10 protein-coding genes and 1 rRNA gene (1 of these 11 only partly in view) are annotated in these 14,432 nt (G+C 66.4%); 9 read left to right on the top strand and 2 right to left on the bottom strand.

Features of this window, described 5'->3' with window-relative positions; all coding sequences use genetic code 11:
- Positions 1-257: 257 nt before the first annotated feature.
- From ptsP to ACT6UX_RS07020, 7 genes are all read left to right on the top strand, one after another.
- Complete coding sequence (gene ptsP, locus ACT6UX_RS07050) at positions 258-2,489, top strand: phosphoenolpyruvate--protein phosphotransferase (RefSeq protein ID WP_444774435.1); 2,232 nt, start codon at positions 258-260, stop codon at positions 2,487-2,489.
- Positions 2,490-2,569: 80 nt separating this feature from the next.
- Positions 2,570-3,538: a helix-turn-helix domain-containing protein gene (locus ACT6UX_RS07045; RefSeq protein WP_444774434.1), complete on the top strand. Its 969-nt coding sequence runs from the start codon at positions 2,570-2,572 to the stop codon at positions 3,536-3,538.
- A gap of 66 nt (positions 3,539-3,604) precedes the next feature.
- The gene (gene ispG / locus ACT6UX_RS07040; RefSeq protein ID WP_444774433.1) at positions 3,605-4,741 is read left to right on the top strand and encodes a flavodoxin-dependent (E)-4-hydroxy-3-methylbut-2-enyl-diphosphate synthase; all 1,137 of its coding nucleotides are present in this window, start codon (positions 3,605-3,607) and stop codon (positions 4,739-4,741) included.
- Between the two features lie 56 nt (positions 4,742-4,797).
- Positions 4,798-6,030, top strand: coding sequence for a histidine--tRNA ligase (gene hisS, locus ACT6UX_RS07035; RefSeq protein ID WP_444774708.1), 1,233 nt, complete (start codon positions 4,798-4,800; stop codon positions 6,028-6,030).
- 1 nt (position 6,031) lies between these two features.
- Positions 6,032-7,096 carry a peptide chain release factor 1 gene (prfA, locus tag ACT6UX_RS07030; RefSeq protein WP_444774432.1) on the top strand — a complete coding sequence of 355 codons (1,065 nt, stop codon included), beginning with the start codon at positions 6,032-6,034 and terminating at the stop codon, positions 7,094-7,096.
- A 3-nt stretch (positions 7,097-7,099) separates the two neighbouring features.
- Positions 7,100-7,969, top strand: coding sequence for a peptide chain release factor N(5)-glutamine methyltransferase (gene prmC / locus ACT6UX_RS07025; protein WP_444774431.1), 870 nt, complete (start codon positions 7,100-7,102; stop codon positions 7,967-7,969).
- A 176-nt stretch (positions 7,970-8,145) separates the two neighbouring features.
- Positions 8,146-8,880, top strand: a complete 735-nt coding sequence (locus tag ACT6UX_RS07020; RefSeq protein WP_444774430.1) for a DUF4167 domain-containing protein — start codon at positions 8,146-8,148, stop codon at positions 8,878-8,880.
- A 68-nt stretch (positions 8,881-8,948) separates the two neighbouring features.
- On the opposite strand, the gene ACT6UX_RS07015 is transcribed toward ACT6UX_RS07020, so the two are convergent.
- Entirely contained in the window at positions 8,949-9,509 is a 561-nt protein-coding gene (locus ACT6UX_RS07015; protein WP_444774429.1) for a DUF4337 domain-containing protein, read from the bottom strand.
- A gap of 183 nt (positions 9,510-9,692) precedes the next feature.
- Here ACT6UX_RS07015 and clpB point away from each other — a divergent pair, with 183 nt between their 5' ends.
- Positions 9,693-12,299: an ATP-dependent chaperone ClpB gene (gene clpB, locus ACT6UX_RS07010; protein ID WP_444774428.1), complete on the top strand. Its 2,607-nt coding sequence runs from the start codon at positions 9,693-9,695 to the stop codon at positions 12,297-12,299.
- A 6-nt stretch (positions 12,300-12,305) separates the two neighbouring features.
- Here clpB and ACT6UX_RS07005 read toward each other — a convergent pair whose 3' ends face one another.
- Positions 12,306-13,610, bottom strand: a complete 1,305-nt coding sequence (locus ACT6UX_RS07005; RefSeq protein WP_444774427.1) for a peptidoglycan DD-metalloendopeptidase family protein — start codon at positions 13,608-13,610, stop codon at positions 12,306-12,308.
- A 758-nt stretch (positions 13,611-14,368) separates the two neighbouring features.
- On the opposite strand from ACT6UX_RS07005, the gene ACT6UX_RS07000 reads away from it, so the two are divergent.
- Positions 14,369-14,432: ribosomal RNA gene (locus tag ACT6UX_RS07000) — 16S ribosomal RNA — on the top strand; it runs 1,425 nt beyond the window's last position.

Genomic DNA, 14,432 nt, shown 5'->3' with positions numbered 1-14,432 from the left:
CAGGGTATTGGAACGCCCCTAATTCGCGGCTGGACTCTGCGAATTAGCCGGTAGGCAGTCCGGCGCGGGTCTTGCTATAAGCGGCGCATGGACGCCGCGCTCGCTCAGATGTCTTGCTGCAACGCCCGACCGAGCAATTCGGCGGCCGCGGCCTGGCGAGTTTGCGCCTGCGTCATCGACCGCAGCTTTGTCGTCATTCGACTCAAGCATCTAGCGGTCTGACCATGGAGAGATCGACTCCCCTGGCCGGACCGCGAATGCTCCTCAAGCGGCTCCGGGACACGATGGCGCGTGCCGAGTCCGTCGAAGTGACGCTGGGCGAGGTCGTGCGCCTGGTCGCCAACGAAATGGTGGCCGAGGTCTGCTCGATCTACCTGCTGCGCGCGGGCGAAGTGCTGGAACTGTTCGCAACCCAGGGCCTCAATCCTTCGGCCGTCCACACGACGCGCCTGCGGGTCGGCGAGGGCCTGGTCGGCGACATCGCCGCCCACGGAAGGCCGCTGGCGCTCGACGACGCCCAGCATCATCCACAATTCGCCTACCGCCCCGAGACTGGTGAGGAAATCTATCACTCGCTGGCGGGTGTGCCGATCGTGCGCGCCGGCCGGGTGCTGGGCGTCCTGGTCGTGCAGAATCGCACCCGTCGACAGTACGACGAGGAAGAGGTCGAGACTCTGCAGACCATCGCCATGGTGCTGGCGGAACTGGTCTCGGCCAGCCACGTCGTCAGTCCCAACGAGGTCCAGCAGGTCGATGGCATCGGTCTGCTGCCGTTGCGCGTCGACGGCGTGCAACTCACGCCCGGCGTCGCGATCGGCCGCGCCGTGCTGCATGAACCCCGAATCGTCATTCAGCGTGTCGTCGCGGAAGATGTCGAACAGGAGCAGATCCGCTTCCTCGAGGCACTACGCGGCGTCCGCGAGGACGTCGATCGCATGCTCGAAGCGCACGACATGCAGTCGGGCGAGCAGCGCGAAATTCTCGAGACCTTCCGCATGTTCGTCGACGATCGCGGCTGGGCAGAGAGGGTGCGTGAGGCCATCGGCTCCGGCCTCACTGCCGAGGCCGGCGTCCAGCGCGCCTTCGACGATGTCCGCACCCGCCTCGGCCAGTCGACCGATCCCTATATCCGTGAGCGGCTGAGCGATCTGCAGGATCTCAGCAACCGGTTGCTGCTGCGGCTGACCGGTCGCGTCGCGACCGATCCCAGCACCTTGCCGGACGACATGATCGTGGTCGCCCGCGACATGGGGCCGGCCGAGCTGCTCGATTACGACCGCAACCGTCTGCGCGGTGTCGTGCTGGAGGAAGGCTCGGCGCTCAGCCACGTGGCGATCGTGGCGCGCGCCCTCGACATTCCGGTGGTCGGTCGCGCGCCGAATGTGCTGGCGAGGGTCGAGGCGGGCGATCCGATCGTGGTCGACGGCGACAATGCCCAGGTCCTCGTGCGACCGGCCGAGGACATTCTCCAGACGGTCCATCTCGCACTCGACGCGCGCGCCGAGCGCCGTCGCAAATACGCGGCCCTGCGCGACTTCCCGCCAGCAACGCGCGACCAGGCGCGCATCTCGCTCAACATGAATGCCGGCCTGCTGATCGACATGCAGCATCTCGACGATACGGGCGCCGATGGCGTCGGCCTCTATCGGACAGAGATTCCGTTCATGGTGCGTTCGGAGTTTCCCGACGTCGACGCACAGGCCTGGCTCTACGGACGCGTGCTCGACCTGGCGGATGGGCGGCCCGTGGTTTTTCGTACACTCGATGTCGGCGGCGACAAGGTCCTCCCTTATATCGGTGCCTTCGGTGACGAGAATCCCGCAATGGGCTGGCGCGCCATCCGCATCGGGCTCGATCGTCCGGCGATGCTGCGCCGTCAGCTGCGCGCGATGATTCTCGCTGCCAACGGACGTCCCCTGTCGGTCATGTTCCCCATGATCGCCGAGGTCACCGAATTGCTACGGGCACGTCATCTTCTCGATCTCGAACTCGATCGTTCGCGCAGGCGTGGTCAGCCGGTGCCCGAGAGCTTGCGTGTCGGCGTCATGTTCGAGGTGCCTGCGCTGGCGTGGCAGCTCGACAGTCTGATGCCACATGTCGATTTCATTTCGATCGGCACAAACGATCTCCTGCAGTTTCTCTACGCCGCCGATCGTGGCAACACACGTCTCGCCGGTCGTTACGACAGCTTGTCGCCGGCGCTCCTTCGACTGCTACATTTTGTAGTGAACAAAGTGCGTCCTGCCGGTGTGGACGTTGCCGTGTGCGGAGAGATGGCCGGCCGGCCGGTCGAGGCACTGGCCTTACTCTCGATCGGCATACGCTCTCTCTCGATGTCGCCGGGCGCGATCGGCCCGGTGAAGGCGATGATCCGTTCGCTCGATCTCAACGACGCGGCAGGTTTCATGACAACTGCGCTTACGCAACCCGATCGCCCGTTGCGTGAGACGTTGCGTCTCTTCGCCGCCGATCACTCCATCGAAATTTAACAGCGGAAAGTCGAATCGCTTTTGCCCTGTCATGGGGCCTCTGCTAAGAGTCGCGACGAGGGGACAAGCAGGGAATTTCAATGCCGGATCAGGTTGACTGGCGGGCGATTGAGCGCGAGGCCGGACCGGGCCAAGCGGTCGGTCGACTCCTACGCGATCAACGCGAGGCACGCGGTCTGGACCTGACTCAAATCGAGAAGAGCATTCGGATCCGGCGTTCTCATCTCGAAGCGATCGAGGATGGTCGCTACGACCAGCTCCCCGGCGCCGCTTACATTCCCGCCTTCCTGCGGGCTTACGCAACCCATCTCGGTCTCGACGCCGAGAAGGTCATGACCGCCTACCAGCTGTCCGGTGCCGTGCCGATCAAGCGTCCCGTAACGCTGCCGGCGAATTTCCCGGTGATGGAGCGGCGCGCGCCGATCGGTCTCGCGGTTCTCACCGTTCTGCTCGTCGTCGGGGCGGGGTATGGCGTGTGGAACTACATGCCCCGCGATCAGGCCGTCGTTGCGCAGAAGGTTCCGCCCGTGCCGGATCGTCTGCTCTCCGAGCGGCCGAGCCCGCCGGCCGCCGCGCCCAACCCGTTCGTTGCTCAATTGCCGTCTCGCCCTGCACCGGACACGCGCACCCTCGGTGGTTCGCTGCCCGCGCAGGTCTGGCCCGCCCAGCGGCAGGACAGCAGCGCTCCCGCTGCGACGCTGGCGCCGCCGCCGGTCGTGGTCGCCGTTCCTGCGCCGCCGCCGGTCGTGATGGCCGTGCCGTCGATCGGCCAAGCGCAGGCCGCGCAGCCGCCCGCCCCCATCGACCCGCCGCGGATCGACCAGCCGCGCGCTCCCGTCGAGGAAGCCACCGCCCGTCCGGCCGAGGCGACGCCTGCCCTGCCGCCGCCGATTCCGGTCCGCGTCAACACGCCGATCAGCGTGAAGAGCAACAGCTGGGTCGAGCTTCGTGCTCCCAATGGAGACGTGCTGACGCAGACCTACGTCCGCGCCGGCGAAAGCTATGTCGTTCCCGCGGGCATCGCCTACCGCATCACCGAGGCCCGATAATCCGCGTCGCGCCTTTGTAGCGGCCTCCGGCTGGCGGAGGCGGGGCGCCGCCGCTACATTGTCCCCATGAGCATCAGACCGTACCGCGACATACAGCGCCGCAAGTCGCGGCGCGTGATGGTCGGGTCCGTGCCGGTGGGCGGCGATTCGCCGATCACCGTGCAGACCATGACCAACACGCTGACCGCGGACGCCGAGGCGACCATCGCCCAGATCCGCCGCTGCGAAGAGGTGGGTGTGGACATCATCCGTGTGTCCTGCCCCGACGAGGAGTCGACGGCGGCGCTGCCCAGGATCGTGCGGGCCGCGAAGGTCCCGATCGTGGCCGACATCCACTTTCACTATAAGCGCGCCATCGAGGCGGCCGAGGCGGGCGCCGCCTGCCTGCGCATCAACCCGGGAAACATCGGCAGCGCCGAGCGGGTGCGCGAGGTCGTCAGGGCTGCCAAGGACCACGGCTGTTCCATGCGCATCGGCGTCAATGCCGGTTCGCTGGAGAAGGACCTGCTGGAGAAGTACGGCGAGCCCTGCCCGGAGGCGATGGTCGAGAGCGCGCTCGACCATGCGCGCATCCTGCAGGACCACGACTTCCACGAATTCAAGATCAGCGTGAAGGCGTCCGACGTCTTCCTGGCGGTCGCCGCCTACCAGCAGCTCGCCGACGCCTGCGACTACCCGCTGCATGTCGGCGTCACCGAGGCGGGCGGCACGCGCACCGGCACGGTGAAGTCGTCGATCGGCATGGGTTCGCTCCTGTGGGCCGGCATCGGCGACACGATCCGGGTCTCGCTCTCGGCCGAGCCCGAGGAAGAAGTCCGCGTCGGCTTCGAGATGCTGAAGGCGTTGAACCTGCGGCATCGCGGCGTGAACGTCATTTCCTGCCCGTCCTGCGCGCGTCAGCAGTACGACGTCATCCGCACCGTCGAGGCGCTGGAGAAGCGTGTCGCCCACATCACCACGCCGATGACGGTGTCGGTGATCGGCTGCGTCGTGAACGGACCCGGCGAGGCGCGGGAAACCGACATCGGCTTCACCGGTGGCGGCTCCAATACCCACCAAGTCTATATCGCCGGCGTTCCGCATCATCGGCTGAAGGACGGCAACGTCGTCGACCATCTGGTCGGGCTGATCGAGAAGAAGGCGGCCGAGATCGAGGCTGCCAAGGCGGAAGAAGCCGAGCGACATCGCGCCGCTGCCGAGTAGCAGTCCCAGGCCCTTCCTTTCCCGACGATCTTTCGAGGCGATTCTCCGTGAGCAAGATGCAACCCGTGCGTGGCACGCACGATATCCTCCCTGACGACTACCGGCGCTTCGCGCATGTCGTCGACACCGCGCGCGACGTGGCGCGCCTCTACGGCTATCGCGAGATGGCGACGCCGATCTTCGAATTCACCGAGCTGTTCGCCCGCGGCATCGGCGAGACGACCGACGTGGTGTCGAAGGAGATGTACACCTTCAAGGATCGCGGCGACGAATCGCTGACCCTGCGGCCGGAGTACACGGCCGGCATCTGCCGCGCCTTCGTGTCGAACGGCGAGCTGGCGCAGCATCTGCCGCTCAAGGTCTTCGCCGCGGGCCCGATGTTCCGCTACGAGCGTCCTCAGAAGGGACGGCAGCGCCAGTTTCACCAGATCGATCTCGAAGTGCTGGGCGCGCCCGAGCCGGGGGCCGACATCGAAGTGATTTCCGTCGCGGCTGACATCCTCGACAGGCTGACGATCCTCGACCGCTGCGTGCTCAAGATCAATTCGCTCGGCGACCCGGAGAGCCGGGCGGGCTATCGCAAGGTCCTGACCGACTACTATTCAGGTCACGTGGACAAGCTCTCCGAGGATTCGCGCAATCGGCTGGCGCGCAATCCGCTGCGCATCCTCGACAGCAAGGACGAGGGCGACAAGGCGATCAACGCCGGTGCCCCGAGCTTCAGCGATCACCTGAACGGGGCCAGCCGCGACTTCTTCAAGTCGGTGCAGGACGGGCTCACGGCCGCCGGCATCGCCTTCGAGGTCGATCCGGCGCTGGTGCGCGGCCTCGACTACTATACCCACACCGCCTTCGAGTTCGTGACCACGCATCTCGGCGCCCAGGGCACCGTGCTGGGCGGCGGTCGCTACGACGGGCTGATCGCCGAGCTGGGTGGGCCGCCGACGGCCGGCATCGGCTGGGCGGGTGGCATCGAGCGGCTGATGATGCTGGCCGACGAACCGAAGCCCCTGCCGCGACCCGTCGTCATTGCGCCTCTGGGCGCGGCGGCCGAGGCAAAGGCCCTGGGCATCGCGCGCAGCCTGCGCAAGCAGGGTATCGCCGTCGAGCAGGACTATCGCGGCAACATGAAGCGACGCATGCAGAGGGCCAACAAGCTCAATGCCCGCGCCGCACTGATCATCGGCGACGACGAGCTGGCCAAGGGCGTGGCCCAGCTCAAGGATCTCGACAGCGGCGCGCAGCGCGAAGTGTCATTCGAGAGCCTTGCTGAAGCCCTGAAGGTCTGAGATGTCGCTGTTATTGAAACTCAACCAGGTCGTGACGCGGCATGCCGAGCTGCAGGCGGCACTGTCCGCCGGTACGCTCGATTCGCAGAAGTTCGTCGCGGCCTCGAAGGAATATGCCGACCTCGGCCCGCTCGTCGACGCGGTCAACGAATGGCACAAGGCCGAGCGCGATTTGAAGGATGCCGAGGCGATGGCCTCCGATCCCGACATGAAGGCGATGGCGGAGGAGGAGGCGGCGGAGATCCGCAAGCGCCTGCCCGAGCTCGAGCGCACCGTGAAGCGGATGCTGCTGCCCAAGGATGCGGCGGACGAGAAGAACGCCATCCTGGAAATCCGCGCCGGCACCGGCGGCGACGAGGCGGCGCTTTTCGCCGCCGACCTGTTCCGCATGTACCAGCGCTATGCCGCCGAAAAGGGCTGGAAGTTCGAAGTCATGGAGCTGTCGGACACCGGCATCGGCGGTTACCGCGAGGCAGTCGCCACAGTGACCGGCCGCAGCGTGTTCGCACGCCTCAAGTTCGAGTCCGGCGTGCATCGCGTGCAGCGTGTCCCGGCGACCGAGGCCCAGGGCCGCATTCACACCTCCGCCGCGACGGTCGCGGTGCTGCCGGAAGCAGAGGAGGTCGACATCAAGATCGACGAGAAGGACCTGCGCATCGACGTGTTCCGTGCCTCGGGGCCGGGTGGCCAGTCGGTCAACACGACCGATTCGGCCGTCCGGATCACCCATCTTCCGACCGGGGTGGTGGTCAGCCAGCAGGACGAGAAGAGCCAGCACAAGAACCGGGCCAAGGCGATGAAGATCCTGCGCGCCCGTCTTTACGATGCCGAGCGCCAGCGGCTCGACGATCTGCGGTCTGCCGACCGCAAGGGGCAGGTCGGCAGCGGCGACCGCAGCGAGCGCATCCGCACCTACAATTTTCCGCAGAGCCGGGTGACCGATCACCGGATCAACCTCACCCTCTACAATCTCGCCGAGGTCCTGGACGGGCGCGGGCTGGACGCGATCATCGATGCCCTGACCGCCGAAGACGAAGCCTCGCGCCTGGCGGAGCTCGCGGCCTGACCGGTGGCGGAGAACGCCTCCTACGATGCCCTGCTGCGCGATACCGCCGTCGCCCTGACGGCGGCCGGAATCGACAATGTCCGCTTCGAGGCGCGGCTTCTGCTCAGCCGCGCGGCCGGGCTGACGATCGAGCAACTGATCGCCCGCGGCCCGGACGCGGCGCCGGCAGCGGTGGCGACCCTCTTGCGCGAGCTCACGGCGCGGCGCGTGCGGCGCGAGCCGATGGCCTACATCCTGGGCGAACGCGAATTCTGGGGGCTGCCGTTCACGGTCTCGCCGGCGGTCCTGATTCCCCGCCCCGACAGTGAGACGGTGATCGAGACGGTCCTCGACCTGCTGCCCGACCGCAGTCGCAAGCTGCGAATCCTCGACCTCGGCCTCGGATCGGGCTGCCTGCTCCTCACCTTGCTGCGGGAGTATCCGCAGGCGACCGGCGTCGGGATCGACGCCTCCGAGGCGGCGCTGGCCGTCGCGCGGGCCAATGCAGAGACGCTCGGCGTGGCGTCCCGGGCGCGCCTGCGGGCGGCGGACTGGCGGCAGGAAGGCTGGACGTCGTCGCTGGAGGGGCCTTTCGATCTGCTGGTGTCGAACCCGCCCTATATCGAGAGTGCCGCCGTCGAGGGGCTGATGCCGGAAGTGTCCGCCCACGAGCCGAGGCTGGCGCTCGACGGCGGCGCCGATGGGCTTGCGGCGTATCGCATCATCGCGGCGGCCGCACCCCGGCTGGTCACTGCCGGCGGCTGGGCGGTCGTCGAGGGTGGCGAGGGACAAGCGGCTGATATCGCCGCGCTTTTTGCGGCGGCAGGCTTCTCCCCGCGGTCTCCCCGGCAGGATCTGGGGGGCGTCGACCGGGTCGTGCCGGCCCAGCATTAAGAGGTTGGCAACCCAAGGGAATGAGACTAGGTTCTCACTACCCCTTGGGGGACATTGGTCCGACCGGTCTGTGGCGGCGGACACCAAAGCCCCTGAATTCAGCCGTGACGGCGCCCGGGAAGGGCAGAGGGGAACTAACAACAACATCCGTCCGGCGTGTAACTGGCCCTAGGTTAATGAGACCAAACAATCGTCAGCGGTCGCGCGGCGGTCGCAGTGGCGGCGGTGGCGGCGGCGGTGGCAACAACCACCATCACAAGCCCCAGCACCACAACCCTAACCGCCCGCCCAATCGAAACCAGATTTTCGACAGCAGCGGCCCCGACGTTCGGGTCCGCGGCAATGCCCACCAGGTTTTCGACAAGTATCAGTCGCTGGCCCGTGAGGCGGCCTCTTCCGGCGATCGCATTCTCGCCGAAGCCTATTACCAGTACGCCGACCATTATTACCGCGTGATCCAGTCCATGGGCGGCTTCGTGCCGCGCAATCAGGGCTGGGAAGGCGGTGAGGACGGTCCGCAGCCGGGCCAGCCCGGTCAGCAGGGCCAGCAGCCCGGCATGTCCCATCAGGGACAGGGCGGTGCGCAGGCGGCCGAAGGAGGCGATGCCTCGTCCGGCGAGCGTGGCGAGCAAGGCCCCGCCGAGCAGCGTTCCTCTGAGCATCGTCCGTCCGAGGCACGCCAGGGCGAGCATCGGCAGGGCGGCGGTAATCGGCAGAGCGATCGCCGCCAGAACGATCGCGACCGGGATCGCGACCGCGACCGCGAGCAGGATCGTAGCGAGGACGAGCCGGGCCTCAACGGGGTGGCTTTTCTGCAGGCGGGGCGCTCTGCGCCGGTGAGCAGCGACCCGTCGGCCGAGGAGCAGCCCGAGGTTCCGGAATTCGTGCCTGCGACCGGTCGGCGCGCCTGATCGGCTGATCCCGCTCCAGCGTCCTAAATCGCCCGCAGGTCGTCGCCTGCGGGCGTTTTCGTTGGCCCCTACAGGTGGATCAGCGTCGGGGCGACGAAAGCCAGGACCGTGAAGGCGAAACCCAGCGCGCCGAGGCCGATCGACAGGAAGGTGAGCCAGATCACCGAGGTGAGGGCGGCGGCGCCTGCCAGCACGATCGCGAGCTGGAAGCAGGCCGAGCCATATTCGAACATGTGATAGGCGGAGAGCGAGCGGTCGCGCTGTGTCTCCTTGACCTTGGCACGGGCCGCCAGCTCCTTGCGGCCTTCCCCGGTCTCCGGCTCGGTATCGTAGCGCTGCGCCGTCTGGCGCCAGCGCTCGGCTTGGGCCTGCAGCGCCGACGGCATCGGCGCCGGCCCGTCCTTGTAGGCGGCCTCGACCTCCTCGGCGGCGGTGCGCAGGGTCGTCTGCCGGATGGTCTTGGACTGGAAGAAGGACCACAGGTTCGACGCGTCGATGTGGCTGGCCAGGGAGTTGGTCTGTGAACTCTTGCCGCCCATTTCCGAGACCGCGAGCAACGCCGCCAGGATGGCAACCAAGAGTGCGATCTTCTTGTTCGAACCTTCGACGTGGCCGTGTCCGCCTGACATTCTTAGCTCCGCGGTAGTAAGGACCGGCGTTCTAGCTCAGGCCTGATTTCGGCGAAAGCCGTACGGGTGATGAGGTCTTGCAGCCGGCCAATCCGATCCCATATCGCCTGCAGGATGCTTCATCTTTCGAGGGTCCGCTCTTCCGCCCGCCGCTCGACGGGGGCGTAAAGGAAAGGGTTAGTGATGAACCAGGAAAAATACACCGAGCGCATGCGGGGCTTCCTCCAGAGCGCCCAGATGATGGCGCTGCGTGAAGGCCACCAGCGGCTTATTCCCGACCATATTCTCAAGGTCCTGCTCGACGATCCGGAAGGCCTCGCGGCCAATCTGATCGGCTCGGCGGGTGGCGATTCGCGCGCGGTCTATCGCGCCGTGGAGGCCAACCTCGCCAAGCAGCCCAAGGTCGAAGGCCAGGGTGCCGGGCAGATTTATCTCGCACCGGAAACCGCGCGCCTGTTCGAGCAGGCCGAGGCGATCGCCGAGAAGGCGGGCGACTCCTTCGTCACGGTCGAGCGCATGCTGATCGCGCTGGTGCTCGCCAAGGGCACGCCGGCCGCCGAGGCGCTGGCCGCGGGCGGCGTGAAGGCGCAGGCCCTCGAAAAGGCCGTGCAGGAGCTGCGTAAGGGCCGGACGGCCGACTCGGCTTCTGCCGAGGACAGCTACGACGCGCTGAAGAAATATGCGCGCGACCTCACGCAGGCGGCGCGCGACGGCAAGCTCGACCCGGTGATCGGTCGCGACGAGGAAATCCGCCGCACCATCCAGGTTCTGAGCCGCCGCACCAAGAACAATCCGGTGCTGATCGGCGAGCCGGGCGTCGGCAAGACGGCCATCGCCGAGGGCCTCGCGCTGCGCATCGTCAACGACGACGTGCCGGAATCGCTCAAGAACAAGAAGCTGATGTCGCTCGACCTCGGCTCGATGGTCGCGGGCGCCAAGTTCCGCGGCGAGTTCGAGGAGCGCCTGAAGGCCGTGCTGTCGGAGATCTCGTCGGCGGAAGGCGAGATCATCGTCTTCATCGACGAGCTGCACACGCTGATCGGCGCCGGCAAGGCCGACGGTGCGATGGATGCCTCCAACATGCTGAAGCCCGCCCTGGCGCGCGGCGAGCTGCATTGCGTGGGCGCCACGACGCTCGACGAGTACCGCAAGCACATCGAGAAGGATGCCGCTCTCGCGCGGCGCTTCCAGCCCGTCTTCGTGGCCGAGCCGACGGTCGAGGACACGATCTCGATCCTGCGTGGCCTGAAGGAGAAGTACGAGCTGCATCACGGCGTCCGGATCGCGGACTCCTCGATCGTGGCCGCGGCGACCCTGTCCAACCGCTACATCGCCGACCGGTTCCTGCCGGACAAGGCGATCGACCTGATGGACGAGGCGGCCAGCCGCATCCGCATGCAGGTCGACAGCAAGCCCGAGGCGCTGGACGAACTCGACCGGCGCATCATGCAGCTCAAGATCGAGAAGGAAGCGCTCAAGAAGGAAAGCGACCAGGCGTCGCGTGACCGTCTCGAGCGCCTCGAGAAGGAATTGTCCGAGCTCGAGCAGAAGTCGGCGGCGCTGACGGCGCAGTGGACTTCGGCGAAGGATAAGCTGGCCGATTCCCAGAAGGTGAAGGAGCAGCTCGACAAGGCGCGCTCCGAGCTCGACATCGCGCAGCGCCGCGGCGAACTCGCCAAGGCGGGCGAGCTGGCCTACGGCGTCATCCCCGACCTTGAGAAGAAGCTCAAGGAAGCCGAGACCCATGAGGTCGCCGGCGGCAAGGGCGTCAAGGAAGAGGTCATGCCCGAGGACATCGCGGCCGTCGTGTCGCGGTGGACCGGCGTGCCCGTCGACAAGATGCTGGAAGGCGAGCGCTCCAAGCTCCTGCGCATGGAGGAGGAGATCCACAAGCGGGTGATCGGCCAGGACGAGGCCGTCGTCGCGGTGGCGAATGCGGTGCGTCGCGCCCGCGCGGGCCTGCAGGACCCGAACCGTCCGATCGGTTCGTTCCTGTTCCTGGGTCCGACGGGTGTCGGCAAGACCGAGCTCACCAAGGCGATCGCGGCATTCCTGTTCGACGACGACAACGCCATGGTGCGCATCGACATGAGCGAGTTCATGGAGAAGCACTCCGTGAGCCGGCTGATCGGCGCGCCCCCGGGCTATGTCGGATACGACGAGGGCGGTGTGCTCACCGAGGCGGTGCGTCGGCGGCCCTACCAGGTGATCCTGTTCGACGAGGTCGAGAAGGCGCATCCGGATGTGTTCAACGTGCTGCTGCAGGTGCTGGACGACGGTCGCCTGACCGATGGGCAGGGCCGCACGGTCGACTTCAAGAACACGTTGATCATCCTGACGTCCAACCTTGGCAGTTCGCATCTGGCCGCCCTGAAGGACGGTGAGTCCACCGAGTCGGTGCGCGAGCAGGTCATGGAAGAGGTGCGCCGGGCGTTCCGTCCGGAGTTCCTGAACCGTCTCGACGAGATCCTGCTGTTCAACCGGCTGAGCCGGGCGCACATGACGGACATCGTCGAAGTGCAGATGCAGAAGCTGCTGAAGCTGCTGGCCGATCGCAAGATCGAGCTGAAGATCGACGGCAAGGCGCTGCAGTGGCTGGCCAATCGCGGTTACGACCCGGTCTACGGGGCGCGGCCGCTGAAGCGGGTGATCCAGCGCAGCCTGCAGAATCCGCTGGCGACGCAGCTTCTCGAAGGCAGGATCCACGACGGCGACACCGTCGAGGTCGGCGTCGAGAACGGAGAGCTGACGGTCGGCGGCGAGCGCGTGATGAGCGACGCTGCAGACTGACGAACGCTAGTTGTTCCTGGCGACCAGTGACGGCGCGGGTTCCTTCGGAGCCTGCGCCGTTTTCTTTGGTGCGGGCTTGGTATCAGCGGGTTTCGCCGGCTCGCCAGCCACCGGCGCGCTCTTCAGTTGGGCAAGATACTGCTTTGCCAGCGCGTGGAAGCGCGCCGCGTCCTTGCCGCCCACCGTGCCGCGCATGGCGAACTTCTGGGTGAGCGGATTGACGTGCTTGCCGGCCTTCAGGAACTCGTAGTGGAGGTGCGGGCCGGTCGACATGCCGGTCGATCCGACGAAGCCGATCACCTGGCCCTGGCGCACCTGGACGCCCGGCTTGATGCCCGGTCCGACGCGCGACATATGGGCATAGGCGGTCGCCACATCCTGGGTGTGCTGCAACTTCACGTAGAGACCGTAGCCGCCGTTGGGTCCGGCCGAAACGACCTTGCCGTTGCCGGCGGCAAGGATCGGCGTGCCCGGGGGAGCGGCAAAATCCACGCCGGCATGCAATGCGCTGAAGCCCAGGATCGGATGCTCACGCATGCCGAAGCGCGAGGTGATGCGCGAGGCATCCATCGGCGTGCGCAGGAACGACCGCACGACGCTCTCGCCTTTCGGGTTGAAGAAGCCATCGGCGCCACCCTGCGGGCGATAGCGCATGACGACGACCGTGCGCTTCATCAGACGAAGCTCGCCCGCCAGCAGGCGTCCGGGATGGGTGACCTTGCCGTCGCTCGTCACCAGCTGTTCCAGCAGCACCGTGAACTTCTGCCCCTGCTTCAACTCACGCTGGAAATCGACGTCGTAGGAGAGCGCGCGTACGAACTCGACCATGGCGGCGGAGGGGGCACCGGCCTTGATGCCGCTTTGCTGCAGTGAGCCCTCGCGCTCGCCCTCGACCCTCACGATGCGCGGGCTGACCTTGTAGATTTTCTCCTCGGCCTCGTAGGTGCCGTCGTCCTTGCGGCTGACGATATACTCCCGCTCGGGTTGAGGCCGGACGGACAATGCCAGCACCCGGGGTGTATCGGGCTGCTCGGGAATCGTCTGCATCGTGAGCTCGATCGTCTCCCCGACCGCGAGCCGCCGCTTCTTCAGAAGAGAGCGGAGCTTCTCCGCGACCTGCTTGCGCTCGGCCTCCGCCACGTCGATGTCGGCCAGCATCTTCTCGACCGTGTCGCCCTTCTCCAGCCGCAAGGTGAGTTCGTAGATGTCGCTGGCCGGGGGCTCGGCATCGGCAGTGGGCGATTCCGGCGGCTTCATCTGGAAGCCGCGGAGATCGAGCGGGGCCGATCTGCCGAAATCGGCCGCAGTCACGGGGGGCGCGGGTTGGGAATCCGCGAGGATCATGGGAACGGAGGGAGCCTGTGCCTGTTGCAAGGCGGCGGGTGCGGGAGGCTCGGCCGTGGGCGGCAAGGAAGCGATCTGGGGGGTGGATCGCTGGCTGAGGATGAGCCCTCCCATCGCGAGGCCCATGACGCCGATTGCGAAGAGGACAGGCCGGAACAGCCCAAAAGCCCGTGTTCGGGGGCTCTTCGGCCGGTCCGACGGAGAGGGGAAATCCGTCATGACCGCTGACCTATTGCGGGCCCGGTAGGTCCAGGCCTCGGGTTAGGGATGGTGCCGGTCCGGAAAATCTATGCTCGCCGGCGGGTCGCTACATATTGATGCCGGAAACGCTTCTTGGGCACAACAATACAATAGGTTCGACGGGCGTTTCGGCGATTCCGAGTCAACGTTACGGATTCGTAAATTTCCCGTTGACGGTCATCGGGGGTACCCATATAAGCCCGGCTCCCGACGACGAGCGGGGCCGCCGGAACCGCCTCAGACGCTGAGGTGGCGGGGTCGAGAGACCCACCGGAAGCGCCGCTTGAAGAAGGTCCCGACCTCTGGGTCGTGTGTTCTATGCATTGTTTGTTAGGAAAGGGATACGCCGGCGGCGGCGAACATGACGTGCTTCGGCATGGATTGTTTTCGTCGTCGCTAGTTCGGAAATTCGACGTAAGTTGGATAGAGTAATTAGTGACGGGATCTATGCTCTTCTAGTTCTTCGGAACGATGAAGAGCACGTTAAACTTGAGAGTTTGATCCTGGCTCAGAACGAACGCTGGCGGCAGGCTTAACACATGCAAGTCG

The sequence above is a fragment of the Reyranella sp. genome (genome assembly GCF_052439685.1).
In the GTDB taxonomy this organism is placed as follows: Bacteria; Pseudomonadota; Alphaproteobacteria; order Reyranellales; family Reyranellaceae; genus Reyranella.
Note: the sequence above shows the minus strand (reverse complement) of the source record. Positions and strands in the feature narration are given on the sequence as shown.

Excerpts from the sequence above, each read along its gene's own strand:
- ACT6UX_RS07045 (WP_444774434.1), top strand. The coding sequence starts at position 2,570 with ATGCCGGATCAGGTTGACTGGCGGGCGATTGAGCGCGAGGCCGGACCG.
- ptsP (WP_444774435.1), top strand. The coding sequence starts at position 258 with ATGCTCCTCAAGCGGCTCCGGGACACGATGGCGCGTGCCGAGTCCGTC.
- ispG (WP_444774433.1), top strand. The coding sequence starts at position 3,605 with ATGAGCATCAGACCGTACCGCGACATACAGCGCCGCAAGTCGCGGCGC.
- ACT6UX_RS07020 (WP_444774430.1), top strand. The coding sequence starts at position 8,146 with ATGAGACCAAACAATCGTCAGCGGTCGCGCGGCGGTCGCAGTGGCGGC.
- clpB (WP_444774428.1), top strand. The coding sequence starts at position 9,693 with ATGAACCAGGAAAAATACACCGAGCGCATGCGGGGCTTCCTCCAGAGC.
- ACT6UX_RS07015 (WP_444774429.1), bottom strand. The coding sequence starts at position 9,509 with ATGTCAGGCGGACACGGCCACGTCGAAGGTTCGAACAAGAAGATCGCA.
- prfA (WP_444774432.1), top strand. The coding sequence starts at position 6,032 with ATGTCGCTGTTATTGAAACTCAACCAGGTCGTGACGCGGCATGCCGAG.
- hisS (WP_444774708.1), top strand. The coding sequence starts at position 4,798 with ATGCAACCCGTGCGTGGCACGCACGATATCCTCCCTGACGACTACCGG.